Genomic DNA, 26,262 nt, shown 5'->3' with positions numbered 1-26,262 from the left:
ACATAACAGCGAGCGCGATGGTGATCATCGCCGCCGCCAATCTGGTTTCGACTTCTCAAGTTTCAGGAGTACAACATGAAGACCCGTGCCGCCGTTGCCTTTGCGCCGAAACAGCCGCTCGAGATTGTCGAGCTCGACCTGGAGGGTCCGAAGGCGGGCGAAGTGCTGGTCGAGATCATGTTGACGGGGGTGTGCCACACCGATGCCTACACCCTCGACGGGTTCGACAGCGAAGGGATATTCCCCTCGATCCTGGGCCACTAAGGCGCCGGCGTGGTGCGTGAGGTTGGTGCCGGGGTGACTTCGGTCAAGCCAGGCGATCACGTGATCCCGCTTTACACCTCCGAATGCCGCCAGTGTAAGTCGTGCCTCTCGGGCAAGACCAACCTGTGCACCGCGATCCGCGCAACCCAGGGCCAGGGACTATGCCCGATGGAACCAGCCGGTTCAGCTACAAGGGCCAGACCATCTTCCACTACATGGGTTTCAGCACCTTCTCGAACTTCACCGTCCTGCCCGAAATCGCCGTCGCGAAGATCCGCGAGGACGCGCCCTTCCAGACCTCGTGCTACATTGGCTGCGGAGTGACCACCGGCGTTGGCGCCGTGATCAACACGGCCAAGGTCCAGGTCGGTGACAATGTCGTGGTCTTCGGCCTCGGCGGCATTGGCCTCAACGTGATCCAAGGCGCGCGGCTGGCCGGGGCGAACAAGATCATCGGCGTTGATATCAACGAGACCCGCGAGGAGTGGGGCCGCAAGTTCGGGATGACCGACTTCCTCAACTCCAAGGGCATGAGCCGCGAGGACGTGGTCGCCAAGATCGTTCTGATGACCGATGGCGGCGCGGACTATACCTTCGATGCCACCGGCAATACCGAAGTGATGCGCACCGCGCTGGAAGCCTACCATCGTGGCTGGGGCACCTCGATCATCATCGGCGTCGCCGAAGCCGGCAAGGAAATCGCCACCCGGCCGTTCCAGCTCGTCACGGGCCGCAACTGGCGCGGCACGGCCTTTGGCGGGGCCAAGGGCCGCACCGATGTGCCCAAGATCGTCATCCAGATCGATCCGATGATCACCCATGTGATGGGGCCGGAAGAGATCAATACCGCCTTCGACCTGATGCACGCGGGCAAGTCGATCCGCTCGGTCGTGGTGTTCTGATGGAGCAGGTCTCGGCCTGGCGGAGCCATGGCGGCACGCAGGGCGTCTATACCCATCAGTCGACCGAGACCGGCACGCCGATGACCTTTTCGGTCTTCGTGCCGGATCACGCACCGGGGCAGAAGCTGCCGGTGCTGTTGTATCTGTCGGGCCTGACCTGCACCCATGCCAATGTGACCGAAAAGGGCGAATTCCGCGCCGCATGCGCGGAGCATGGGGTTATCTTCGTAGCCCCGGATACCAGCCCGCGCGGCGATCTGGTGCCGGATGACGAAGGCTATGACTTCGGCAAGGGCGCCGGGTTCTATGTCGATGCGGCACAGGCGCCGTGGTCGGCCAATTACCGGATGCGCAGCTATATCGAGCAGGAATTGCCTGCGCTGATCGGTGGGAATTTCCCGGTCGATATGGCGCGTCAGGGGATTACAGGCCATTCGATGGGTGGCCATGGTGCATTGACCATCGGTTTGCGCAATCCCGATCGCTTCCGCTCGGTCAGCGCCTTTTCCCCAATCGTTAGCCCGCTGAACTGCCCCTGGGGCGAGAAGGCGCTGGGCGGCTATCTGGGGCCCGACAAGTCGACCTGGCGCGAGTACGATGCCTGTGCCCTGATCGAGGATGGTGCTCGTCTGCCCGATCTGCTGGTCGACCAGGGCGATGCTGACAACTTTCTGCACGAGCAGCTCAAGACCGGGCTGCTGGTCATGGCTTGTCGCAAGGCCGGTATCCCGGCGACGATCCGGATGCAGCCGGGTTACGATCATTCGTACTACTTCATCTCCACCTTCGTGGCCGATCACATCGGCTGGCATGCGGTACGCCTCGGTGGCTGACTTCGCTGCCGATCGGTTCCTTTGTCAGCCGCCGCATGTGGCGTTCTCCGCATGTTTCTTTGATGGTGAGGGCGACGGGATCATGCCGTTTGACTGGGGGCTGCGTATCGCCAGGCGCAATTCGCCTGGTCGTAGCCTGCTGTTCCCATTGACCGGTCGCTGGGCGCTTGCCGAACAGCCGGACTGTGCAGGCAAAATCACGCCGACTTTTCCCGACGGCAAGACAATCGGAGATGCCGCGCAATACGTCGGCGCCTGCTGAGGACTGAATGGGTCGAAGAACCGGTAGCGGCGCGGTGAGCAGTGGGGCCTGATGGAGGGGGTATGCAGGTTGGAACGCTTGATGCTTTGTGGCGCTATCCGGTCAAGTCACTCGGCGGCGAACGCCTGATCCGTTCGCGACTCGACACGGCCGGCTTGCCCGGCGACCGGATTCTGTGTCTGCGCGACGAGGGAAATGGGGAAATATTGAGCGCCAAGCGCCTTCCCGTGATGTTGGGCCTGCAGGCCCGGTATGACGAGAAAAGCGGCGGTGTCATGATCGTCACCACGGCGGGCGACCTGATCGATTCGGCCGATCCATTTGCCTCCGCGCTGCTGGGCGCGCAGCTCGGCCGGGTAGTAAGCCTGCTGCCCCTGATGGAAGATGACGCACACTACCGGCGACGGGTGCCGCTCAATCCCGACGGGGTCAAGCGCCTGCTCGGACTGTCGCTCCAGGATGAACTTCCCAAGGCCGATGTTCCTGACGAAGTCGGGTTGGTCCTGCGCCAGTATGTCACCTGGCCAGGCAGCCATTTCGATGTTGCGCCCCTGCATGTCGTGACCCGGCAATCGCTGGAGAAGCTGGCCGGCGGTTCGGACGATATCGCACGTCTGGAACGCTATCGGGCAAACCTGGTGCTGGACTGCGACACGCTGGCCGATTGGCCGGAACGGGCCTGGATCGGGCACCGCCTGTGCATCGGCGATGCCGTGATCGCGATAACCCAGGCGACCGTTCGCTGCGCCATGCCGCGCTATGCACAGCCCGACCTGCCCGACAATCCCGCGGTTTCGTCGAGGCTGCGCGACAAGACCGGCCATGTGCTTGGGGTCTATGCCCGCGTGATCCGGGGCGGAATGCTGGAATGCGGGGCCGAAGTCGGCGTTGAACCGAACCTGGGAGAACGAAGGTATTATGATATCCCCGCCTTCGCACAACCGGGTCGTGAAGCGTCCGCTCCCAGCCCCCGCGGCGACCGGTTGTGGCGCGTCACAGAAGTGATCCGGGAATCGGCGGAAATTACCTCGTTCTGGTTGAAGCCCGAAGATGGCGCGCTGTTGCCGTTCCTGCCGGGCCAGCATGTGATTGTCCGAATGCCGGGCGGCGGGGATTCGCGGGTCTATTCGCTATCGAGCGGGGTCGCAGACACGGCCTGCCGGATCAGCGTCCGCCGCGATCCATCGCGCGATGCGGGCTTCACTGCTATGCTCGTCGATCGGATCAAGGTTGGTGATGCTCTCAGGATAAACGGGCCAATGGGCAGTTTCGCGGTCCATCCCGCCGATTCCAGCCCGCTTGTTCTCGCCAGTGTGGGAGTCGGGATAACCCCGTTCCTCAGTATCCTGCGCAGCGCGATCGCGCTGCGGCCGACGCGTCCGATCCATCTGTTTCACTGCACGGATACTCCGGCAGGCTTCGCCTTCGAAGGTGAGTTGCAATCGGCGTTGCGCCTCTTGCCCAACCTTCAGATCGATGTTCTGGCGAAGGCGCCGCGCTGCAGCGAGGAGCGCCTTGCCTTTAGCCAGGCCAGGCTGGATGCAGTCAGGCTCGTTTCAAGTCCCCTTTTCGGCGCGGGCGCCAGAATCATGCTGTGCGGCTCTCCCGGTTTTGTCGAACGTCTTGGCGGCCAGCTGCGCGCGCACGGGGTCGCTGACGCCAGATGGACCAGCGAGCTATTCATTCCCGCCGGCAAGGCTCACTTCCAGGCCGGAAGCGCTTCGGCCGGCTCCTTTGGGGTAAAGGTCAATGCGACACTTGAAGGGGCCTGGGGCGATGCCAGCAATCTGCTGGAATGGATCGAAGCGGCAGGCTATGCGGCCCCAACGGTTGCCGCTACGGGGCATGTGGGGCCTGCGCGGCCAGGCTTGTCGCAGGCAAGGTCGAATATCTGCCCGGCGTGACTGCGCCCACTGATCCCGGAACTGTCTTGCTGTGCACGGCCCGACCGGCGTCGGACATCGAGCTGGAAACCGACATCCACCCCATCGCCGGTTGATGCCGCAGGGCTGCGCTCTGCTCGGAACCGGAAAGTCAGCCGGCCGGCCGGGGCAGGCGTGCGAATACCCTGTCGAGGCGGGCAAGGGCTTCGCGGATGTCATCCTCTGCCATTGTCCCGGAAATGTAGATCCGGCTGCCGGCGCCGATCGACAGGCCTTCCTCCATGCAGATCACGCGGAAGGCGGCGCGTCGGGCTGCATCGGCGGCTTCCAGTTCGGTCGGGGAATAGGCAACATCCGCCTTTAGGAAATCGACGTAGATCTGGCCGCGCGGTCCTTGCAGGAACAGGTCGTCGTGGCCGTGCGCGGCAGCCATTTCGCGCAGCCCCTCCCTGAAGCGGGCCTGGATGCGGTCGACATTGCGGTACCATGCTCCGTCGTCTTCGGCCAGCAGGTCGAAGGTTGCGATTGCGGCGGCCATGCCCAGCGGGAAGCAGTTGAACGTGCCAGCTCCCACGACCCGGCGATCGCTGAGCAATTCCATGACATCGGCGCGGCCGGCCACGGCGGCGAAGGGCAGGCCGGCCGCAATCGCCTTGCCGTAGGTGGCCAGATCGGGAGTGACCCCGAACACTTTCTGCGCTCCGCCCAGATCGACCCTGAAACCGGTAATCACTTCGTCGAAGCACAGCAGAACACCGAAGCGGTCGCACAGCTTGCGAACCGCTTCGAGATAGCCCGGGCGGGGCGGGCAACCACCGAAGTTGCACATGATCGGTTCCATATGTACCAGAGCGATCTGGTCGCCGTATCGCTCCAGTACCGCTTCCAGAGCATCAGCATCGTTCCATTTGATCTTGTATTGGTCGAGGAGTGCCACCGGTGATCGACCTTCGGTAGACGTATTGAAGCCGCCCGCAGTTCCCGGAAGATCGATTGGGTGTGGCGGTGCGTCTGGGTCGGGGTTGATTGATCCACCGAGAACACTGTCCATCCAGCCGTGATAGTGACCGTCGAAACGGAGCACATAGGGACGGCTGGTGAAGGCCCGGGCCAGACGAAACACGAGTTGGACAACTTCGGAACCGGACAGGCCATACTTTACCAGTTCTGCGCAGGGGATCGCGCTGGTCATCCGCTCGCCGAGTTCAACTTCGAGCGGGGAGTAGAACTGGCCGGGCAGGGGCGAGGGCAGCGTTCGCAGCTGCGCCTCGACGGCTGAGATCCACTGGGGGTGTCCGTGACCGAATATCAGCGGCCCCATGGTCAGGGCGAGGTCGATATAATCTCGACCCTCCACATCGAAGATGCGGTGGCCAGCCGCGCGCTGTGCGAAAATGGGAGCGATCGGCAATGCGGGCGCGAGGTTGCTCTGTGGCCCAGTCAATATTCTTGCTGCCCGATGCGTCCAGTCTGCGTTGGTGTTTGCCATGGCTGCCCTTGGTCCTAGTATACCAAAATAGTTGCTAGTTGCGAATTATCGCGATGTAAATCACCAAACACACCATCCCGTGCCCATGTTGGTATACTATTGGCTGCAATCAGGGCAAAGCTGAGCAGTCTGACCGCTCACCGTGTTTCCCATGGAAAACTGTCGAGCCGTTCTGTGCCGTTGGGTGTCACGAGAACCTGGGTTTCCAGTTTGACGCATTCACGTCCTCCCTGCTCGCCGATCAGGCTCTCAACGCAAAAGACCATGCCGTCTTCAAACCGGCCAGGCAACAGGTCGGCTGGGTCGGTAGCATAGGGTACGCCGGGATATTCATCAGCCATGCCGACACCGTGCAATGCGCAGGAGTAGCGGTTGGCCATGAAGCGTTCGGGAATTCGCCAAGTCTTTTCCATATACTCCCGGAACTCCATGCCTGGATGGATCAAGTTGGTGTTGTGGAGCAATTGTTCGAGTGCGGTGCTGTACAACGTGCTCTGTTCATCGGTCATCCGTGTGTGGCCGATGGTCCAGGATCGCGAAAGATCCGCGCAATAACCATAGGGTCCTATCATATCGGTGTCGAAAGCAAGCATATCCCCCAACTTGCCGACATGGTCGGAACATTCCTGAAACCAAGGATTGGTGCGCTCTCCGATAGTCAGGAGTCGCGTTTCCAGCCATTCGCCACCTGATCGGATATTCTCGTAATGAAGTTCCGCCCAGATTTCCTGCTCGGTCTTGCCGGGGAGCGAGTGCTCATACATCCGCGCCATTCCTGCTTCGCACACTCGAATCGTCCAGCGCATCAGTTCGATTTCATCTAGGCTCTTGATCAGCCTGGCCTGCTCGGTCATCTGCTGGCCTTCGACCAACGTCAGCCCTTGCCGCCGCAGCGCATCGGCGCCCGGAAGTTCGAGCTTGTCGGTGCCAAGCCTGAGGTTGCCACCACCACGCTCGCGCACTGCCGAGGCGATTTCCGCAGCCCATTGCCCCGCCCGTTCCTCAAGATAGGGACCGGAATACATATAGAAGAACGGATTGGCGCTGCGGATCTCATCGACTGTCTCGAGTCCGTTCACGAGATGCTCGGCACCGGGATACTCGAAATCAATCGCGTGGCCATCAGCGAAGACCAATGCATAGTGGAACGGGTTGTGCGTCGCCCACAACTGCATGTTCGACACATCCAGCGCATATCGAATGTTGACCGGATCGAAGAGCAGGATGGCCGCACAATCATGCTTGATAACCTGGTCTACCAAGCGCCGCTTGCGATAGGCGCGGGCAGCCCTGAGCGTGTCGAGAGGCACGGGGCTGCGAAGCGGCTTATCGGCTCCCTCAGGATTGAAATAGGCTGCCTTGCGGGCGTCTTTGAAAACTCGGCTCACGACCTTTTCCTTTGAGTCAATGTTCCGCATTTGTTTTTGGCGCGGTAAAGAGCGATTTCCCTCTGGATCGGGCGTTGATGGCGTTGACGAACATTCCGTTCTTTGTTGCCGTTGGTTGCTTGCCATTTGGTCATCGAACGAAGCCCTCGTCGGCGGCCAATGTTCCGCGACGGAAGGCCAGCCATGCAAGTGGCACCAGCAAGAGTTCGATGGCCAAGGCGACAGCGATGAAGGCGGTGCCAATATCGCTCGACGGATGACCCGCCTGCAGCAGGGACAGCGCCCGTCCTATCCCGCCAAGCACCACGAAGGCGAAGCAAAGCTGGAGAATGAGACCGTAGCGGCGCAAGTCACCAAGGCAGACCAGCTGGATCACGCCGAGCCCAAGCCAGACCGCGCCAAGGAAGCGGACCTGGCTGTCGAGCACTGGATCGAACGGAGCCACTGCCGCTGTGCCGACACCGATGTTGGCTTGCCCGGCCACTCCCACGATCACGTCCATCGCTCCGGTCAGCAAGGCAATCAACGAGAGCAGGACGGTGGTTATCTTTACGAAGTTCATGCCGTTTCCCCCTTCGCTGCATCCAGCGCATCGCCAATTGCCCGGTTGAAAACGTGTGAACCGGTCAGGTTCTGCCCGCCATCAACGGCAATGCGCGCGCCTGAAATGTAATACGCGAGGGGCGTGGCCAGGAACGCCGCGACATTGGCAACATCTTCCATTGTCCCCATCCGGCCAAGCGGCGTCATCGCCTTCCAGATGGCTTCGGCGTTGTCCCCACCCAACCGGTTCATGCCCTCGGTGCCTTCGATCGGTCCGGGCACGATGCTGTTCGCCCTGATCCCGTAACGCCCCCATTCAAGCGCGAGGTTTGCCATGAGGTTGTCGATCCCGGCCTTGGCCGCGCCGACATGGGCCTGATAGGCGAAGGGCACATAGGACTGCCCGCCCGAGACAAACAGCAGGCTCCCTCGTGTCTGCCGCAGCTGCTCGAAACAGGCGTGTGCGGCGTGGAATGCGCCGAGCAGGTCGATCTCGACCACGGTGCGGAAGCCCTTGGGCGAAATGGCTTCGGCCGGCGCGACAAAGTTGCCGGCGGCCCCGCACACCGCGAAGCTGATCGGCCCCAGCGCCTCGCCACAAGCCGCAACGGCAGCTTGCACGGCCAGGTCATCGCGGACGTCGGCAACCGCCGCGAAGACCTTGGCACCGGCCGCTTCAAGTTCCTTCCGCCCCGCGTCGAGCCGCTCGGCCGTTCGCCCACAAATGCCGACGTTGGCTCCCAACCGGGCGAGCGCCTTGCCAATCGCCAGATTGATGCCGCTGCCGCCTCCCGTAATGAAAGCCACCTGGCTGCGCAGAACCTCGGGATTGAATGTGTCGGTGATCATGCGTCGAGGGCTTCCCATCAGAACTGTGACCCCGACTAGGGTAGGATCGGATGGAGCCACACCATACTTTTGGTTGGCCAGAACTCGACGCGCTTCGATCAATCGCTACCACAGGCATCCGGCGCTGGCGTGAAGCCTGAAAGCTACATCGGGAGCGGAACATTGGCGGATCGGGTTGAACTGGTTGTTCTTGATGGGGTCGCCGAAGTTCGGCTCAACCGCCCCGAGAAACTCAACGCACTTGACTTCGAGACTTTCGACCTGATCGTCAAAGCCGGTCACACGCTCGCGGCAAAAGAGGGTTTGAGGGCAGTGGTCCTGAGCGGGAACGGACGCAGCTTTTCAGTTGGAATTGACCTTGATGCGCTGGCCCAAGGCGGAACAAAAATCCTGTCAAACCTGGCGGCGCGCACCCATGGCGATGCAAACCTTTTTCAGCATGTCGCTATGCAATGGCGCGAATTACCCGTGCCGGTCATCGCGGCGATCCAGGGGCACGCGCTTGGCGGCGGAATGCAACTGGCCTTGGGCGCGGATATCCGCATCGTCGCGCCGGATGCCAGGTTGTCGATCCGGGAAATCGCATGGGGACTGATCCCCGACATGGCGGGCACAGTGTTGCTACGTCAGCTCGTCCGCACGGATGTGATGCGCGACTTGCTGTTCTCAGGGAAAATAGTTTCGGGCGAGGAAGCGTTGGAGCTTGGCTTGGCGACCCGATTGGCGGCAGACCCGTTGACGGCCGCCCGCGAACTTGCGCAAGAAATTGCATCGTCCAGCCCGGACGCGGTCAAAGCCGCAAAGCGTCTGGCAAATGCAGCAACCGCGGGAGCATCCGACCCCGACTTGCTCCTGGCCGAAGCTGCCGAGCAGCAAGGACTTCTCGCTTCGCATAATCACCGAGAGGCATTGCTGGCTTATGCAGAGAAGCGCCTGCCCGTCTATCGCGATTAAGCGGATGCGCAATTTCAAACTACCTTGGCCACCCCCGAAGGTATTGGACTTAGCAAGATGGTTCATCATCAAGTCCTGATTGATCAGTTCAACCCGATTGCGCCGGCGACTTCGCCAGGAAGGGCCATGCCATGACGAGCGGACGCCTTGCTGGACTGAGGGTCGTTGAATTTGCGAGCATCGGACCAGGTCCGCACTGTGCAATGTTGTTGGCAGATTTGGGAGCCGATGTCCTGCGTATTGATCGGCCTAACGGTAACGATCAGCCCAATCCCGTTGCAGATCGCGGGCGGGCAATCCTGACCCTAGATATCCGGTCGGAAGCTGGACGGGCTAAGAGTCTCGAGTTGATCGCTCAGGCGGACGTGTCCATTGAGGGGAGCCGACCCGGTGTGATGGAACGGCTTGGTCTTGGTCCCAACGACGCCTGTTCGCTGAACAAGCGGTTGATTTATGCGCGGATGACCGGCTGGGGTCAGGATGGGCCGTTGGCGCGTATGGCAGGCCATGACATCAACTATCTCGCGCTGACGGGCGCGCTGGCTGCGGTTGGGAAGCCGGGCGAACCGGCGACAGTGCCCCTCAATCTGATCGGCGATTTTGGCGGTGGATCCGTGTTCCTTGCTTTCGGCATCATGGCTGCCTTGTGGGAGCGCGAGCGGTCTGGTCTTGGACAGGTGGTGGATGCCGCGATAGTCGATGGTGTCGCATCGATCATGAGTATGTTTGCAGGGCTGGTGCCTTCCGGACGAATCTCGCTTGATCGCGAGGCCAACATGCTGGGTGGCGCGGCCCCATTTTATCGTTGCTATCTTTGCAAGGATGGTAAGGAAATCGCGGTCGGAGCCATCGAGCCGCAATTCTATTCGCATTTGCTTGCAGCAGTTGGCGCACCTGCCGAATGGGTCAAGGACCAACACGACACCACAAATTGGCCGGACCGTTGTGCATGGTTCGCGGCTAAGTTTCTCACCAAGTCCAGGGATGAATGGGCAAACCAGATCGAAGGTATCGACGCGTGCTTCGCCCCCGTCCTTGATTTCCGCGAGGCTGGACAGCATCCCCATATGAAGTCCCGTGGCACCTACGTCGATCGCGACGGGTTTGCTCATCCTGCGCCCGCGCCGCGGTCTTCACGAACCCGGGCGACAATCCCCGAGGACCGGGCAGCGGAGGCAATGATAGCTGATTGGGCATCGGACAAGCAGGCAGCAGCGCCTCGCGCACTGTAGTAGTGCATTTACGGCCGGCGGACAGGAAGGAGGCAACCCATGCAATTCACACAAGGTCTCGAAAGAGCCGTCCAGCACCATCCGGACGTGACGGCGACGATCTGCCGTGCCCGCAGTCAGACTTTCGCGGAGCTCTATGAGAGGGTCACCGGGCTGGCCGGTTGCCTGGCATCCCGGAGCCTTGCCAAAGGTGCGCGCATCGCGGTGCTGGCACTCAACAGCGATCATTACCTTGAGGTCTATCTGGCGACGGCTTGGGCAGGCGGCGTGATCGTGCCCGTCAACTTCCGCTGGAGCCCCGCCGAGATAGCCTATTCTCTCAATGATGCTGGCTGTGTGGCGCTGATGGTCGACCAGCATCATGCCGCGCTGGTTCCCACATTGCGGGAGCAATGCCCCGGTCTGCAGCATATCTTCCTGATGGGCGGGACCGAGGAATCGGATGACCTTCCTGGCCTTGACGCGCTGATTGCAGCGGCGGAGCCTTTGCAGAACGCAGGGGCTGGCGGCGATGACCTGCTGGGCATCTTCTACACCGGCGGCACCACCGGACGGCCCAAGGGCGTGATGCTGAGCCATGCCAATCTGTGCTCATCCGGCCTGTCGATGCTGGCCGAGGGCGTGTTCAACGAGGGCGCAGTCGGGCTGCACGTGGCACCGATGTTCCACCTTGCCGACATGCTGCTCACCACCTGTCTGGTCCTGCGCGGCTGCACCCATGTCATGCTCCCCGCCTTCAGTCCCGATGCTGTGCTCGACCATGTCGCGCGGTTTGGGGTCACCGACACGCTGGTGGTTCCGGCCATGCTTCAGGCGATCGTCGATCACCCTGCGATCGGGAATTTCGACACGTCGAGCCTGTGTAACATCCTCTACGGCGCGTCACCCGCCTCCGAAACACTGCTGCGGCGCACCATGGCGGCCTTCCCGGACGTGCGCCTGACTCAGGGTTATGGCATGACCGAGAGCGCGGCCTTCATCTGCGCGCTGCCCTGGCACCAGCATGTCGTGGACAATGATGGCCCGAACCGGCTGCGCGCGGCCGGGCGATCGACTTTCGATGTCCATCTCCAGATTGTCGATCCCGACGACCGCGAGCTTCCGCGCGGCGAGATTGGCGAAATCATCGTCAAGGGGCCGAATGTAATGCAGGGCTATTACAACATGCCCGAAGCAACCGCCGAAACCTTGCGCGGCGGCTGGCTGCATACCGGCGACATGGCCTGGATGGACGAGGAGGGCTATGTCTTCATCGTCGACCGGGCGAAGGACATGATCATATCGGGCGGCGAGAACATTTATTCCGCCGAGGTCGAGAATGCCGTCGCCAGCCACCCCGCCGTTGCCGCCAATGCGGTGATCGGGATTCCCCACGAGCAGATGGGTGAAGCCGTGCATGTCGCCCTGGTCTTGCGGCCAGGTAGTGAGCTGTCACTTGAGGCACTCCAGGCCCATTGCCGGGCCTTGATCGCCGGATACAAGGTGCCGCGCAGCATGGAAGTCAGGCCCAGCCTGCCGCTGTCCGGAGCCGGAAAGATCCTGAAGACCGAACTGCGCGAACCCTTCTGGAAGGGTCGGGACAGGGCAGTGGGCTAGGACCAGGCCGCGCGGAAAAATCGACAAGCCAAACTTTCGTCGAGGCGCTGCCCATCGTGGGCAGGCATTGATGCGGAAACACTTGGTCCAGGAGAGTCTGATGTCCACGTTACCGCAGAATGCAGCTGCCCAGTTCAATGCGTTGCGGTCCTGCCCCAAGGTAGCATGGCCGACCGTGGCACTGTTCGTCGTTTGCACCAGCATTATCGGCGGGGTTTGGTACGCCGCCATCGCCCATGGGTTTCCGCTCTGGCTGGGTGCAATCGTGAACGGGGTTACCGCGTACTACCTGTTCAGCGTTGTCCATGATTCCTCGCACAATGCGGTGAGCAAGAACAAGTTCGTCAATGAGCTGCTCGGCAGGATCGGCCTGGTCTATTTCGCCCCGCTCGCGCCGATGGACGTGGCTCGCTACATCCACATGGCGCATCATAAATATGCCAATGATCCCGAGCGCGATCCGGATGGCTACGCGCACAAGCTGGATTTGTGGTTCCCGCTGCGCTGGCTCAACTTCGACTACTATTATACCAAGTGGTTCTTCCAGAAGGGCGGCGATTTTGCACGCCGGAAGTACCCGGCCTTGTTTGCCTATGTTGCTTTCATCCTCGCGACCTGCGCGCTGATCATTTGGCTGGGCTATGGGCTGGAACTGCTGATGCTGTGGTTCATTCCGACCCGGATCAGTTCCTTCCTGTTCGTGCTGGTGTTCAGCTTCCTGACCCACCAGCCGTTCGAGACCTATGCCAAGGAAAACGAATACAAGGCGACCGCGCTGCGGATGGGCGGGGAGTGGATTCTCTCGCCGCTGATGGCCAACCACAATTACCACCTGATCCACCACCTCTATCCCACCGCGCCGTTCTACAACTACATCAAGATCATGAAGCTGCGCGGCGACGAGATCATGGCCAAAGACCCGCTGATGCCGCCAACCTTCGGGCTGTCGCCGCGGACGAAGGAACTGGCGAGGCACTAGATCCTCTGGAGCGCATTGCCCACCACCCATACAAAAGTATGGGTGGTGGGTGCATCTGCGACTATAATCCGCCATCAGGGTCGGGATGTGGAGCGCAGGGTAGCCAGCTTGAATTACCCCAGAGGTAAAACCGCGCCGCCGGTGTCGGGCGGTGACCTGATTCGCAGGGATGCCCTGATCGATCAGCTCCTTCTTGACGTTCAGTCCAAGGATCTTGTGCTAGCTGTCGCCCCGGCTGGCTATGGCAAGACTGTCTTGCTGACCTCGCTTCATGAGGCGCTTGGAGCGGCGAAGGGCGGCGCATACTGGTACAACTGCGACCGCACCGACGTGGTACCCCGCAAGCTTGCCGCATTCCTGATGGACGTGAGTTCTGCTGAAGGCGGTCTGGCCGCCGACGACAGCCTCGGCCTTGAAGCCAGCGGGGCCTTATCAGCCAGCCTGATCGCTGCTGGCCTCGATCGGCGCAAGGCCGATCTCACCGTCATCATCGAGAACTATCATCTGGCGCAGTCGCAGGAAACCGACGCGCTGATCGAAGCCCTGCTGGCGACTGAATCGCCATACCTGCACCTGGTGATCTCCTCGCGCGTCAAGCCGGGCTTTGCCACGCGCAAGCTGATGCTGGCCGGCCGGGTCGCAGAACTTCGCGTCCGGGACCTGGCCTTTACCAAGAGCGAGCTTGGCACGCTGGCCCGCACGGTCATGCCGGATGGCGGCGGCGCCGATCTGGCTGGCGTGCTGGAGCGGACCGAAGGGTGGCCCGTCGCCATCCGCTTGTTCCTGCTCGCCCTGAAGGAAGGGGCCGACACCAAGCGCCTGCTTGAGGAGATTTCCTCACGCGATGCCGACGTCGCCGAATATCTCTCGGAAGAAGTCCTGCGCGGCCAGCCGCGCGAGGTTCAGGATTTCCTGGTGGCGACCTGCTTTCTGGAACAGTTCAACCTTGCGCTGTGTGAAGCGGTTGCTCCCCGCGCCGACGCCGCCCAGATGATCGAACAGGTGCAGCGCAACAACCTGTTCATCGTCAGACTGGAAAGCGACAGCGGCTGGTTCCGCTATCATCCGATCTTCCGCCAGTACCTGCTGACGCAGTTCGATCGCTTGCCCCGTCAGGAACAGGCCGAGATGCGCAGCGCGGCCGGACGCTGGTACGAGGCGAATGATCAGCTGGCCGAAGCGATCGATATGGCGCTGCTTTCGGGCGATGCCGGCCGGGCGCGGTCGCTTCTTGCCAGGCTGGCGCCGGAACTTGTGTCCGTGCGCGGCGATCTTGCGACCTTCCTGCAGCTGTTGTCGCGCTTTCCCAAGGGCATGATCGAAGACGATTCGACGCTGCTCTACTGGCAAGCCTGGGCCATGTTCTTCGCCCGCCGCTATCGCCAGGCCGCCAGCCTGGTCGCAAGCCTTCACCGCAATGCGCAGATCGGTAGCGGGGGCGAAATTGATGCGGGCCTGCAGAACCAGATCGGGCTGCTCGATACCTTGTCGGCGACTTTCATGGACGACATGCTTTCGGCACGGCGCGCGGCCAGCGACTGGCTGAGCAGCAATCCAAGTGCCGATCCGTTCGACCGCGCGACCGTTGCCTGCAGCCTAGTGCTTTCGTCGCTCGCCTTCCTTGATGTTCCCGCCGCCAGGCGCGCTTTCGATCTGGCGCAACGGGCGATTGCCGACAGCGACAGCGCCTATGGCAATGCCTGGGTCTGCGGGATCGGGATGACGATGGATCTGGTCGTGGGCGAACCGCGCCAGGTGCTCGCCCGGCTCGAAGCGCTGGGGGCGGGCTGGTCTGAAACTCCCAAGGCACCAAGCAACATCTCATCGACCCTGGCTCTGCTTGCCGCAGCTGCCCATTATCATCTGGGCGAAATCGACAGTGCCGAAGCGCTGGTGAATGAAAACCTCCACATGCTGGCCGAACATGGGGTCAGCGAAACCGCCGCTTTTGGCCTCGCGGCCTGCCTGCGGGTGACCGCGCTCAGGGCTGGCGCTTCGGATGCACTGACGCTGGCCCGCAAGATGGAGGCCGGCCTGGCCAAGGCCTATGCCCCGCGCCTTGCCTTTACCTTGCGGTACGAGCGGGTCCTGCTGCTGTTCCGGGCCGGTCGCAGCGAAGAGGCGATCGAGGAGGCAAGCGGCATCACAGAAGTCCAGCCACTGGGCGAACGGCGCCCCGACGAGGGTGATCCCGACCTGCCCAGCGTCAAGGAACTGCGCCAGATCGTTTCGGCCCGGGTGGCTATAGCGGACCAGGCCTGGAACGAGGCGCTGCGCATCCTGACCGGCCTGATCAGCGCCGCGCGGCACGGGGGGCGCAACTTGCGGTTGGTTCAGGCGTTGATCCTCAAGGCTGCGGTCCACTACAACCAGGGTGACAGCGTGAAGGCGGTCCGTGCCTTCCTCGACGCGGTGTCGGTTGCGCGTGACCGGGGGCTCAACCAGATCTTCCTCGACGATGCCCAGCTTTGCCGTCCGCTGGTAGCGGCGACATTGGCCAGATTAGAACAAAGTCTCGGCGGACAGATGAACGAACTTGGGTTCTTGCAGAATTTGCAAGCGCGCCTCGGTCTTGAAAGTCAGATCGCCAAGCCCAACGACGAGATGTACGCTCCGCTCGAGCCGCTGACCGCCCGGGAAAAGCTGATGGTGGAACTTCTGCTAGCGGGCTTGCGCAATCGCGAAATTGCCGGGCGGCTCGCCATGTCGGAAGCCACGGTTAAGTGGCACCTTTACAATCTATACAGCAAGCTTGGCGTGAACAACCGGACCGCAGCAATCCATCGCGCTCGCTCGCTCGGTCTTGCCTCGGTGTAGATCGGTTAGTGAGCCGAGTGTGAATACGCTAAGCTCGACCCCAATCATCGTGATATCGAAGCCTTAATGACAGGAGCTTCGCGAAAGACCACTGCTAATCATGATGCGCTGAGTGATGAGGCTTATCCAGGCTGTATCTGGATGAACGCTATCCCGGCCGAAGTGCCCCCTGCATCGATCGAAGGATCGCTTCTCCCCTGAAAAGGGAGGAGAGAAGGTGAGAGGCGAAGCTGATGAATTCGACATGGCGGGGTGGCAAATGCTACCACGAGAGGCGCCTTGCTTAATGGCATCACTGGAGGACGCGATCATAAGGGTGACTGATAGTGGCATTGGCATCAATCAGAGCGCCTCAACGATGGTTACATTGGCGACACCTCCCGCCTCGCACATTGTCTGCAACCCCCAGCGCTTGCCTCTCGCATGAAGCGCGTTGATCAGGGTCGCCATCAGCTTTGTTCCCGACGCTCCCAGCGGGTGGCCGAGAGCTATGGCGCCGCCATTGACGTTGAGTTTTTCGGGATCGCCGCCGATCTCCTTCAGCCACGTCAGTGGCACTTGTGCAAAGGCTTCATTGACTTCATAGAGGTCGATGTCGCCGATTGACATGCCAGTACGCAGCAAGGCCTTGCGGGTCGCATTAACCGGCTCTTCCAACATGATGACTGGATCGCCCGCGGTCACTGTCAGGTTATGGATACGCGCAATTGGGGTCAGGTTGAACTCCTTGAGTGCACGCTGACTTACTACCAGCGCGGCGCTCGCCCCGTCGCAAACCTGGCTGGCATTGGCAGCTGAAACAACACCACCTTCGCGCATAGGTTTGACTGACGAGATTGCCTCAAGCGTCGCATCCATCCGTACGCCTTCGTCGACTCTGTGCAATTCACCACCTACATCGATGGGCACGATTTCGTCGTCGAATGCGCCAGACTCGATGGCGGCCGCAGCCTTGTGGTGGCTTTCCAGCGCAAAGCGGTCAAGCGCCTCTCGGTTGAATCCATGCTTGTGCGCGAGCAGTTCGGCCCCTTCGAATTGGCTGAACTGCGTTGTACGGTTGTAGCGTTCCTTGCCGCGCGGGCTCAGCGGGCCGGTGCCTATCCCTTCCTTCTCGTGCAGGGAGAAGTTCGAGAACATCGGCACCCGGGTCATGCTCTCGACACCTGCCGCGATCACCACATCCTGGGTTCCAGACATTACGGCCTGCGCCGCAAACTGCAGCGATTGCTGCGATGATCCGCACTGGCGGTCGACCGCCACCCCAGGTGTCGTCGAAGGCAATCGCGAGGCAAGGATCGCATTGCGCGGAAAAGCAAAGCACTGTTCGCCGGCTTGCATGACGCAGCCAAGAATGACATCGTCGATCGCCTTCGGATCAAGCGAAGCATTGCGGTCGATCAGAGCGTTGAACATTTCGGCAGCGAGGTCAGCGGGATGCCAATTGGCGAGCTTCCCGTTTCGCTTGCCACCAGCCGTGCGGACAGCGTCAACGATATAGGCTTCGGTCATTCTAGTCCCTCACATGCGCTGGCCGTCGCCGGTCTCGGCACCAGGTGGCCCGGCGGAGCAGCATTCGACGGAGTGAATAGGTCCATGCTTGCGCGTTCGGCCAAAACAAAAGTATGGGGCCGAACGCCGGTCGAACTGGAAAAGTAGGCGTGACGACAATTCCAGGAGAGTGGTGATGCAAGGCACGGCAGCAATCTTGCGCGAACCGAACCAGCCTTTTTCAATCGAAACAGTGCAATTCGATCCGCCGCGCGCTGGCGAAGTGCTCATCCGGATCCGCGCGGTAGGCATCTGCCATACGGACATGGTTTTCGCCTCTGGCGCGATGGGATCACCCTTTCCCCTGATCCTCGGGCACGAAGGCGCGGGTGTGGTCGAAGCGGTTGGCGAAGGGGTGACCAAGGTCCGGCCCGGCCAGAAGGTTCTGCTGACTTTCAATTCATGCGGGCGGTGCAGCCAGTGCCACAGCGGCGATCCAGCTTATTGCCAGGAATTCGTCGCGCTTAACTTTGCCTGCGTCCGGGCTGACGGGAGCTCGTGCGCCCACGATGATACAGGGCAGGTTTCGGCCCGGTTCTTCGGGCAGTCGTCGTTCGCCTCGCACGCCATTGCCGACGAACGCAATGTGGTGGCCTTGCCAGACGAGGCCGATCTTGCCAGCCTTGCGCCGCTTGGCTGCGGGATCCAGACCGGTGTAGGTGCGGTGCTGCGCTCACTAAAGGCGCAGGCCGGATCGAACCTGGTCGTCCTCGGGGCCGGCGCCGTGGGCCTCAGCGCCGTGCTGGGCGGCAAGATCGCGGGCTGTTCGAAGATCATCATGATCGAACCGCAGGAGGCCAGGAGGCAACTGGCGCTCGAACTCGGCGCGGACCATGCCATCGATCCGGCTACGGGCGACACTGCCGAACAGGTCAGGGCCATCCTCCCGCAAGGCGCGAACAACGTGGTCGACACCAGCGGCAATGTCGGGGCGATTTCCGCCGCGCTAGGCATGCTGGCGCCGCACGGCGCGTTGGGCCTGGTCGGAGTGCCCGGCAGCCTCGATGCGGCGCTGCCACTGCCGATCGTGCCGGCCATTACCTATGGCTACACGATCAAGGGGATCATCGAAGGCGACAGCGATCCCGATACCTTCCTGCCCGAACTGATCGCGCTGCACGCTGCCGGAAAGCTACCGATCGAGCGGTTCTCGACCATCTACCCGTTCGACCAGATCAACCAGGCGATTGCCGACAGCCATTCCGGCAAATGCGTCAAGGTAATCCTTGAACTCCCGGCTTGAAGGAACCTGACTGTGACCCAAGACATCCTGACCATGACGATCGGCGGCAAGGCTGCATCGTCCGCTAACAGCCTCGATGTGTGCAACCCGGCGACCGGACAGGTCTTCGCCGCTGTGCCAGATGCCGGAGCGGCAGAGCTTGAATCGGCCATCACCGCGGCCCGCAGCGCCTTCCCCGCCTGGCGTGACACGGCCTGGGCCGACCGCGCGGCAATCGTCAACCGGATCGGCGAGACTATCGCTGCCAACGCCGCGGAACTGGCTGCGATGCTCACCCGCGAGCAGGGCAAGCCGGCGGAGCAGGCCCAGTTCGAGGTCATGGCGGCCGCGCAGTGGTGTCAGGCAACCGCCAGCCTGACCCTGCCCGACCGCGAGATCGAGGCCGGGCCGGGCCGCCGCCAGGTCACCCGCTATGTCCCGATCGGGGTGGTGGCCGGGATTTCGCCGTGGAATTTTCCGGTCGTGCTGTCGATCTGGAAGATCGCGCCTGCCTTGCTGGCCGGCAATACCCTGGTCCTGAAGCCTTCGCCGTTCACGCCGATGACCGTGCTGCGGATTGGCGAACTGGTGCGAGACTTCGTGCCTGCCGGGGTGCTCAACATTATCACCGGCGGCGATGCACTGGGGCCGCTGATGACGTCGCATCCGGGCTTCGACAAGGTCAGCTTCACCGGCTCGACCGCCACCGGACGCAGGGTGATGGCAAACGCGGCATCGACGCTGAAGCGGTTGACACTGGAACTGGGCGGCAACGATGCGGCGATCGTCATGCCGGACGTCAACGTCCCGGAAACGGCGGAAAAGCTGTTCTGGTCGGCTTTCACCAACAGCGGGCAGGTCTGCGTCGCGACCAAGCGGGCCTATGTCCACAATGACATCTACGATGCGTTCCGCGATGAACTGGCAAAGCTGGCGCTGGCTGTGCCGATGGGTGATGGCAGCCAGCAGGGCACCGCGCTCGGGCCGATCCAGAACAAGCCGCAGTACGACCGCGTCAAGGGCTTGCTCGCCGATTGCGAAGCGAACGGTTACCAGTTGCTCCAGGGGGAAGCCCCAGAGGGAGATGGCCTCTTTGTTCCCGTCACGCTGGTCGACAATCCGCCCGAAGACAGCCGTATCGTCCAGGAGGAACAGTTCGGGCCGATCTTGCCGCTCGTGCGCTTTACGGATGTCGAAGATGCGATTGCCAAAGCCAACAACACCGACATGGGGCTGGCCGGAACCGTCTGGTCCGCCGACATGGACGCCGCCATGCGGATCGCTGAGCGAATGGATACTGGGAATGTCTGGATCAACGAGGGGCTCGCCCTGTCACCCTTCGCAGCCTTCGGCGGGCGCAAGCAATCGGGCATGGGGGTGGAGAATGGGATCGAGGGATTGATGGCCTATACCGATCCAAAGACCTTCCTTGTTACAAAATAGATCAGCAACATCTGGTAGGAATTACGTCACTTTGAACCAGCGATGATGGCGGTATGCAAATCTGCTATGCAGCTGCAACGGTCGTCGCGCAGCACTTCTCCAACTTCGCTCTTAGCCTGTTGCCGTTAGACCGGCTATCAAGAACTTAGCTCGCGTGCGTGCCCATGCGTGCGAAGCCGTCGGCAAACCCCGCCACAAGATTGCCAATGAAATGCGGCATGCATCGCGAGACCTCGCTTCGCGCTGCGCGCCGAGCGACCTAAAGACGGCGACAGGATTGTCAGACCCCCCTTCTGGGGAGTCCAAGACCCCGCCGTCAGGCCATGGACGGGGAAGCGGGCCTTTGGCGCCCGCGGCAGGAAGAATGTCTCGCCAGCAACGCGCAAGATCGCGCAGCAGTGACTAGAGAAACTTTGATGCCATCGACCGATTGGCCGCATTTACAAGTCCTGGAAGAGCGCGAGTAAGCTCGACGAGTGATTCATTGCCTTCACAGATTTCGTCGTCGACCGTGGCCAAGGCAAAGTGCCAAGCCCGAGCATCGATCATTAGGTTTCGTGGACAAAGGTTGACAGCAGACCCGCTGTTTGATTCAAAGCTGTCTTTTGGAGGCGGCATTGGGCGAGCGGGTTGGATTGAAGGACGACGAGTGGTCGATAATCTCGGAATTGCTGCCGCCTGAGACAGGGCGCGGTTGCCGTCCAGCGCAGGACAATCGGCGGTACTTCGAAGGTATGATGTGGATCGCCCGGACAGGCTCGCAGTGGCGTCACCTGCCTGACGAATATGGCAAATGGAACAGCGTGTTCCGGCGCTACCGGCGCTGGGTTTCGACCGGCGTGTTTGACGCGATGCTGGAGACACTCGCAGAGATGGTGGGGCGAGACGTCACCGCCGACATGATCGATAGCACTGTGGTCCGGGCACATCATTGTGCAGTCGGCATAAAAAAGGGACTCAGGAAGCCGAGGCTCTTGGCCGATCGCGAGGGGGCTTCAGCACCAAACTCCACGCGCGATGCGATGCCCAAGGTCGCCCACTCGGGTTCGTGCTGACGCCTGGCCAAAGCCACGATATTCAAGGCTTCGGGCCTTTGCTCCGTATGATCGCCGACAGGATCGAGGCCCTCCTCGCAGACAAGGGCTATGACGCCGATGCCATCCGGGAGGATCTGGCTGCAGCTGACATCGAAGCCGTCATTCCCGCCAAGAGCAACCGACGCAACCCGGTGCCACACGACCGCGAGAAGTACCGTTGGCGCAATCTCGTGGAGCGTCTGCTCAACAAGCTCAAGAACTGGCGCCGAATTGCCACCCGCTACGACAAAACCCAAGAATCATACCTCGGCTTCGTCAATCTTGTCGCGGCCCTACAGTGGATACCCTTTGTCCACGAAACCTAGTTTGACCTTGATGATGAAGAGTCTCAAGCAACAGGGGTAGGCCGAGGTTGTCATGACCGACGGCCTACGTTCTGCCCCTGCGCGAGGACTGGGAAATGAGGAGTTGCGCGAAGCCGGTCAGCATTAACTACGGCGCGGAAAACTTACACCCGCCGTTCCGACGACGACAGCGGGCTATGCTGCCCTTTCGACAGACGATGTCGCTGCAGAAAGTCGCTTAGGTACAGGCTTTCGGCCACAATCACTTTTCCGAAGAACGTCACCTCGTCGACCGACAAACCTTCGAGCTCCGCCGCTCGCTCGTAAGCGCTCTCCTCACGCCGCGCCCGTCTATGTCATGAGTTCACCAACGGCGTTTGCTGTATGGCCGCTGGCCAGCCTGGCGAGCGTTTCAGTCAACCAAGTGTGTGAGTTTACGCCCAAGATCTTGCAGTTCTCAATGAGCTTGGCGATCACAGTCCAGTTGTTGCCGCCTTTGTGGGAGCCTACGAAGAGTGCATTCTTACGATTGAGGGCCAGCGGCCGGATCGGCCGCTCGACGGAATAGAGTCAAGTTCGACACGGACTTCATTCAGGAACAGCGACAGTCCGGTCCGGCGGGGCGGCGCGTAGCGGATGGTGTCGGCGAACTTGCTCTTGGCGCTGATCTGACGGAGCCTCGCCTCGGAGGAGATGCGCCGTTCATCGACGATGATGCCGGCCTTCTCTCTGCGAATAGCGCGTCGCTACTGGCGGAGGTGCCGCGAACTTCGTCATCAAGCTCGTATAGTATAGCGATGCGGCGCTGCACCTCGGTCGCGACCGGCAAACTGTCAGCCACTTCGTAAAACTTGCGTATCACGTGCGACCAGCAGAATGCGAGGCTGAGTTGCTGGCTTAGTCTGGCGAGCGCGGCGTAGCCGCTGTGCCCGTCCGACCTGCAAGATGCCGGAATAGCTTCCCAGATATGCTTCTGCGCGCGCTCAGCACGCGCATCGGCAGCAGGCCCGATCATCGCGTAGCCTGAGCGCTTCGATTGCCGCATCAATCACTCCGGCATCGGCGCCGCGGCTAATCTTCACCGCCAAGCCGGCGATCTCCAGTTCCACTGCTCTCACCTTCGGGCGTGGGTCTCTCTTCGCCCACTGGGCGCAGGCGCGGACTTGGCGGCCGAACCAGTATCGACCACGGCAGAAACGAGTGCCGGAAAAATGCGCCCCGGCTCTCCATCTGCTTGCGGAGTTGCCGACGCCCGGTGAACAGCTGCGATGGGCTCATGCCATGGCGCCGCACGACCGAGCAGATGGTCTCCTGCCCGGAGAGGCTCTCTGCCACGATCGACGCATTTACCTCCGGCAGCCGATCGCACCGCCGCCCCAAGCCGGTGAACACGTCGAGGCGCGCTACCCGGCTAGCGCCAGCATCATCACATGCCATCGTCATAGCACCAGCGACCTCAACCTAATCAGGGCGCTGAGGCTCGGCGCTCGGCTTGACGCCCAATAGGGTGGGACCAAAGGTGAGCTTGTTCCATTGGGATAGTCTAAGGCTGGGACCGCAGCTAGCTAGGACCGGGATAAACCGCGCTGATAGCGGCTGACAGCCAAGTCGTCGGTTTGGATTGCGGTGCGCTTGCCGTTAATCAGGTCGGCTATGATCTGCCCTGATCCACAGGCCATCGTCCAGCCAAGCGTGCCGTGGCCGGTATTGAGGAACAAATTTGGAATTTTGGTCGGACCGATGATCGGCGTGCCGTCCGGAGTCATTGGCCGGAGGCCGCTCCAGAAGCTGGCACGTCTGAGGTCGCCTGCACTGGGAAACAGCGTGCCGACGCAAAGGTCTAGCGTGTTGCGCCGCGCTTGGGGCAGATTCGAAGAATAGCCTGACAACTCAGCCATGCCGCCGACGCGGATACGGTCGCCCAACCGCGTTATAGCGACCTTGTAACTCTCGTCCATCACAGTCGAAACTGGCGCGCGGCTTTCGTCGACAATTGGGATGGTAGTGGAATAGCCTTTCACCGGATATACCGGCAGACGTAGCCCGAGCGGCAAGAGTAGCAACGGCGAATAGCTGCCAAGTGCGACAAGATAGATGTCGGCACGGATATTGTCCTTATCGGTTTCGACATGGGTAATTCGACCCATGTCGGTGGCGAGGCGACGGATCGTGCAACCAGTGAGAAAGGTGACGCCCTTTGCCTTCGCGAGATCGGCAAGTGCATTGGTAAATTTGAAGCAGTCTCCCGTCTCGTCATTGGGTAAGCGCAGACCGCCCGCGATGCTCTCGCTGCTGTAGGCAAGGCCTGGTTCGGCGGTGATGCAGCCCTGTCGGTCTAGCACTTCGAAGGCAACGCCATCCGAATTGAGCACGGCGATGTCCTTCGCGATCCCGTCGAACTGGTCGTGTTCGCGAAAGAGTTGCAGCGTTCCCCGGCTGCGCTCGTCATATGCAATGCCGGTTTCGTGGCGTAGTTCGATCAGCTTCTCGCGGCTGTATTCTGCGAGTCGAACCATTCGTTTTTTGTTGGTCGCGTAGGCACTATGGGTGCAGTTTCCTAGCATTTCAGCAATCCACCGCAGCATCGCCATATTGGGTTGCGGACGCAAGATCAGCGGCGCATGCTTCATGAATAACCAACGCAGCGCCTTGATCGGTATGCCGGGCGCGGCCCAAGGGGCGGCATAGCCTGGCGAGACCTCACCGGCATTGCCAAAACTCGTTTCAAGAGCGGGGCCGCTCTGACGGTCGATGACGATGACTTCATGGCCGGCTTGAACCAGGTACCACGCAGATGTCACACCGATAACGCCGCTGCCGAGAATGGCGATTTTCATGCCGTCCTACTTTGTTGGGCCAGTGGTGGGCCTCTAAGGACGCTCGGATACCGGAGTCCGACACAGGCTTGGAGCAAGTAGGAAATTTTGCCGGCATTCGCAGCGACATTATCTACGCTCTGGGTTGGGCCGATCGATTCGACCGTGGGCTCGCATTTTAAAAGGGATCCGGGTATTTCACTCAAATCGAGCGAGAGCCTGACGCTTGCTATCGACAAGCGGCAGATCATTGGACCGCCGTGACCGCTATTACCATCCGCGACATGGATAAAGACGTGGTGAGGCCCGTCATTGGAATAGCCCATGAGCTTGGTGACGACGTGAAAAGGGTCGCCAGTGCTTTGCGTAGAGCCGTAGCTGACACCGATGCCGGTGCGAATCTCACTAGTGCGGCCTGAAAGAGTCTGCATAGAGCGCCCTGCGTTAGAAAAGCCTGTGGGCTTGGCGCTACAGAGAGTAACACAAGCGCGGGATTTGGAAGAGATTGGTGGCGATAACATCTTGTGTGTTGCTGGCTGGAAATTCCTCCGGAATCCCCCAATATGTGGATAATTATTGGTGAGATTAAGGGAAATAAATCTACAGTATGGACATTATAAACTGCCCGGATTGCGCAATCGCGAAATGAATAATATCAGGAATAATAGCATTTATTCAAGCCTTATTAGGGATAAGAATATCGAATTTTATTTCGAACTGTATGAAATCTACTGTGGTTTTTAAAAGTATTATCTTTGTAGCCAGTCCCGTATGATGGCCTCACGGTCGGCATCAGTGAGGGGCGGGTCGTCGCCGTTGCGCGCGGGTGTTACAGAGAAGCGAGGTGCCGGAGCCGCTTGCGCGTCAGAGGTAAAAGTGCCGCGTGCCTGATTGTGGGGATGCAATGGAGCTTCGCTCAAAGACAGAACGGGTGCAAAGCAAGCGTCGCTCCCTTCGAGTAAATCACACCATTGGTCTCGGGTTCGCGTCGCAAAGATATTTTCAAGAGCCTGAGACATCTCCGGCCACGATGCGGTGTCATCTCGACGGTCAAAGAGCGGGTCGATAAGCCCAACCCGCTCCCGAAGCTGCGCCCAGAATTGAGGTTCGATTGCGGCAATGGATACCCAACCCCCATCGGCACAACGGTAGCAGCGATAGTAAGGCGCTGCTCCGTCGAGAAAGTTTGCAGATCGCGCATCGTTCCACTCGCCGCGGGCTTTGAGCCCGTAGAACAAACCCATCAGTGAACTCGCTCCGTCGCTCATTGCGGCATCGACTACCTGGCCTTGTCCAGTCGCCCTCGCGTGGCTTAGCGCCGCGAGCAGGCCCATGACGAGATAGAGTGATCCACCACCGAAATCGCCCACGAGGTTCAAAGGTGGAAGCGGCGGACCCTCGGCCAATCCTATCGCATGAAGCGCTCCCGAGATCGCAATATAATTGAGGTCATGGCCTGCGGCCTGCGCCAATGGTCCATATTGTCCCCAGCCTGTCATACGTCCGTAGACCAGCTTGGAATTGGTCGCGAGCATGGGCTCCGGACCAAGCCCAAGGCGTTCCATCACGCCAGGTCGAAATCCTTCAATCAGAATCTCTGCCTCTCCGATCAGCTCAATGGCCATTTCGCGGTCCGCTGCCTGTTTCATGTCTAGCGCGATTGAGCGTTTGCCGCGTGCCAAGACATATTCAATTGGCGCGTTTGGCCGATCGATTCTGATGACATCAGCCCCCATGTCGGCCAGCAGCATTGCTGCGAATGGTGCAGGACCGATTCCGGAAAATTCGATTACGCGAAGGCCTTTGAGCGGTCCATCACATGTCATGAATGCACACTTCCTTCATGATGACGCATGTTTCG

At 60.8% G+C, this 26,262-nt stretch carries 18 protein-coding genes and 5 pseudogenes; 13 read left to right on the top strand and 10 right to left on the bottom strand.

Translation table 11 applies throughout. From position 1 onward, the window contains the following. Positions 1-75: 75 nt before the first annotated feature. From C7W88_RS16115 to C7W88_RS24865, 5 genes and pseudogenes are all read left to right on the top strand, one after another. Positions 76-1,166, top strand: a pseudogene (locus C7W88_RS16115) (S-(hydroxymethyl)glutathione dehydrogenase/class III alcohol dehydrogenase). Next, positions 1,166-1,999 carry an S-formylglutathione hydrolase gene (fghA, locus tag C7W88_RS16110; RefSeq protein WP_118074319.1) on the top strand — a complete coding sequence of 278 codons (834 nt, stop codon included), beginning with the start codon at positions 1,166-1,168 and terminating at the stop codon, positions 1,997-1,999. Before C7W88_RS16115 ends, fghA begins: the two are co-directional and overlap by 1 nt. Further along, entirely contained in the window at positions 1,992-2,261 is a 270-nt protein-coding gene (locus tag C7W88_RS16105; protein WP_125955336.1) for a hypothetical protein, read from the top strand. The genes fghA and C7W88_RS16105 overlap by 8 nt, the downstream gene beginning before the upstream one ends. Before the next feature lie 62 nt (positions 2,262-2,323). Continuing rightward, a pseudogene (locus C7W88_RS16100) lies at positions 2,324-3,868 on the top strand (MOSC N-terminal beta barrel domain-containing protein); the annotation flags it as partial. 188 nt (positions 3,869-4,056) lie between these two features. Beyond that, a pseudogene (locus tag C7W88_RS24865) lies at positions 4,057-4,152 on the top strand (2Fe-2S iron-sulfur cluster-binding protein); the annotation flags it as partial. 143 nt (positions 4,153-4,295) lie between these two features. On the opposite strand, the gene C7W88_RS16090 reads toward C7W88_RS24865, so the two are convergent. The 4 genes from C7W88_RS16090 to C7W88_RS16075 form a co-directional block, all read right to left on the bottom strand. Continuing rightward, the gene (locus C7W88_RS16090) at positions 4,296-5,633 is read right to left on the bottom strand and encodes an aspartate aminotransferase family protein (RefSeq protein WP_118074315.1); all 1,338 of its coding nucleotides are present in this window, start codon (positions 5,631-5,633) and stop codon (positions 4,296-4,298) included. Between the two features lie 137 nt (positions 5,634-5,770). After that, on the bottom strand, positions 5,771-7,021 hold the full coding sequence (locus tag C7W88_RS16085) for a Xaa-Pro peptidase family protein (RefSeq protein WP_205525207.1): 1,251 nt from the start codon (positions 7,019-7,021) through the stop codon (positions 5,771-5,773). 130 nt (positions 7,022-7,151) lie between these two features. Continuing rightward, entirely contained in the window at positions 7,152-7,583 is a 432-nt protein-coding gene (locus tag C7W88_RS16080) for a DUF4345 domain-containing protein (protein ID WP_054123150.1), read from the bottom strand. Further along, positions 7,580-8,413 (bottom strand): SDR family oxidoreductase, encoded by an 834-nt coding sequence (locus C7W88_RS16075; protein WP_118074313.1) that lies wholly within the window; start codon positions 8,411-8,413, stop codon positions 7,580-7,582. The genes C7W88_RS16080 and C7W88_RS16075 overlap by 4 nt, the downstream gene beginning before the upstream one ends. 129 nt (positions 8,414-8,542) lie before the next feature. Here C7W88_RS16075 and C7W88_RS16070 point away from each other — a divergent pair, with 129 nt between their 5' ends. The 5 genes from C7W88_RS16070 (at position 8,543) to C7W88_RS16050 (ending at position 15,991) form a co-directional block, all read left to right on the top strand. Next, complete coding sequence (locus C7W88_RS16070; protein ID WP_240344722.1) at positions 8,543-9,367, top strand: crotonase/enoyl-CoA hydratase family protein; 825 nt, start codon at positions 8,543-8,545, stop codon at positions 9,365-9,367. A gap of 131 nt (positions 9,368-9,498) precedes the next feature. Beyond that, a complete protein-coding gene (locus tag C7W88_RS16065) occupies positions 9,499-10,599 on the top strand; it encodes a CaiB/BaiF CoA-transferase family protein (protein WP_118074312.1) in 1,101 nt (366 codons plus the stop codon). Positions 10,600-10,638: 39 nt separating this feature from the next. Beyond that, a complete protein-coding gene (locus C7W88_RS16060) occupies positions 10,639-12,195 on the top strand; it encodes a class I adenylate-forming enzyme family protein (RefSeq protein ID WP_118074311.1) in 1,557 nt (518 codons plus the stop codon). 100 nt (positions 12,196-12,295) lie between these two features. Continuing rightward, positions 12,296-13,174, top strand: a complete 879-nt coding sequence (locus C7W88_RS16055; protein ID WP_118074310.1) for a fatty acid desaturase — start codon at positions 12,296-12,298, stop codon at positions 13,172-13,174. Between the two features lie 108 nt (positions 13,175-13,282). Then, positions 13,283-15,991: a LuxR C-terminal-related transcriptional regulator gene (locus C7W88_RS16050; RefSeq protein WP_162896103.1), complete on the top strand. Its 2,709-nt coding sequence runs from the start codon at positions 13,283-13,285 to the stop codon at positions 15,989-15,991. 342 nt (positions 15,992-16,333) lie between these two features. On the opposite strand, the gene C7W88_RS16045 is transcribed toward C7W88_RS16050, so the two are convergent. Then, positions 16,334-17,500, bottom strand: a complete 1,167-nt coding sequence (locus C7W88_RS16045; RefSeq protein WP_118074308.1) for an acetyl-CoA C-acetyltransferase — start codon at positions 17,498-17,500, stop codon at positions 16,334-16,336. Between the two features lie 175 nt (positions 17,501-17,675). On the opposite strand from C7W88_RS16045, the gene C7W88_RS16040 reads away from it, so the two are divergent. From C7W88_RS16040 to C7W88_RS24860, 3 genes and pseudogenes are all read left to right on the top strand, one after another. After that, on the top strand, positions 17,676-18,782 hold the full coding sequence (locus tag C7W88_RS16040) for an NAD(P)-dependent alcohol dehydrogenase (RefSeq protein ID WP_118074307.1): 1,107 nt from the start codon (positions 17,676-17,678) through the stop codon (positions 18,780-18,782). Between the two features lie 12 nt (positions 18,783-18,794). Further along, the gene (locus C7W88_RS16035; protein ID WP_233497660.1) at positions 18,795-20,204 is read left to right on the top strand and encodes an aldehyde dehydrogenase family protein; all 1,410 of its coding nucleotides are present in this window, start codon (positions 18,795-18,797) and stop codon (positions 20,202-20,204) included. 587 nt (positions 20,205-20,791) lie between these two features. Further along, positions 20,792-21,606, top strand: a pseudogene (locus C7W88_RS24860) (IS5 family transposase). Positions 21,607-21,936: 330 nt separating this feature from the next. Here the strand turns inward: C7W88_RS24860 and C7W88_RS23860 are convergent. From C7W88_RS23860 to C7W88_RS16000, 5 genes and pseudogenes are all read right to left on the bottom strand, one after another. Continuing rightward, a complete protein-coding gene (locus C7W88_RS23860; protein ID WP_158453971.1) occupies positions 21,937-22,062 on the bottom strand; it encodes a transposase domain-containing protein in 126 nt (41 codons plus the stop codon). A 29-nt stretch (positions 22,063-22,091) separates the two neighbouring features. Next, positions 22,092-22,600, bottom strand: a pseudogene (locus C7W88_RS16015) (transposase). 56 nt (positions 22,601-22,656) lie between these two features. Further along, positions 22,657-23,028: a transposase gene (locus C7W88_RS16010; RefSeq protein ID WP_118074305.1), complete on the bottom strand. Its 372-nt coding sequence runs from the start codon at positions 23,026-23,028 to the stop codon at positions 22,657-22,659. Between the two features lie 122 nt (positions 23,029-23,150). After that, positions 23,151-24,422, bottom strand: a complete 1,272-nt coding sequence (locus C7W88_RS16005) for a D-amino acid dehydrogenase (protein WP_118074304.1) — start codon at positions 24,420-24,422, stop codon at positions 23,151-23,153. Between the two features lie 728 nt (positions 24,423-25,150). Further along, complete coding sequence (locus tag C7W88_RS16000; RefSeq protein WP_118074303.1) at positions 25,151-26,227, bottom strand: CaiB/BaiF CoA-transferase family protein; 1,077 nt, start codon at positions 26,225-26,227, stop codon at positions 25,151-25,153. Positions 26,228-26,262 lie beyond the last annotated feature (35 nt).

The organism is Novosphingobium sp. THN1 (genome assembly GCF_003454795.1).
Lineage (GTDB): Bacteria > Pseudomonadota > Alphaproteobacteria > Sphingomonadales > Sphingomonadaceae > Novosphingobium.
The sequence above is the reverse complement of the archived record's forward strand: the minus strand, read 5'-3'. Positions and strand labels throughout refer to the sequence as shown.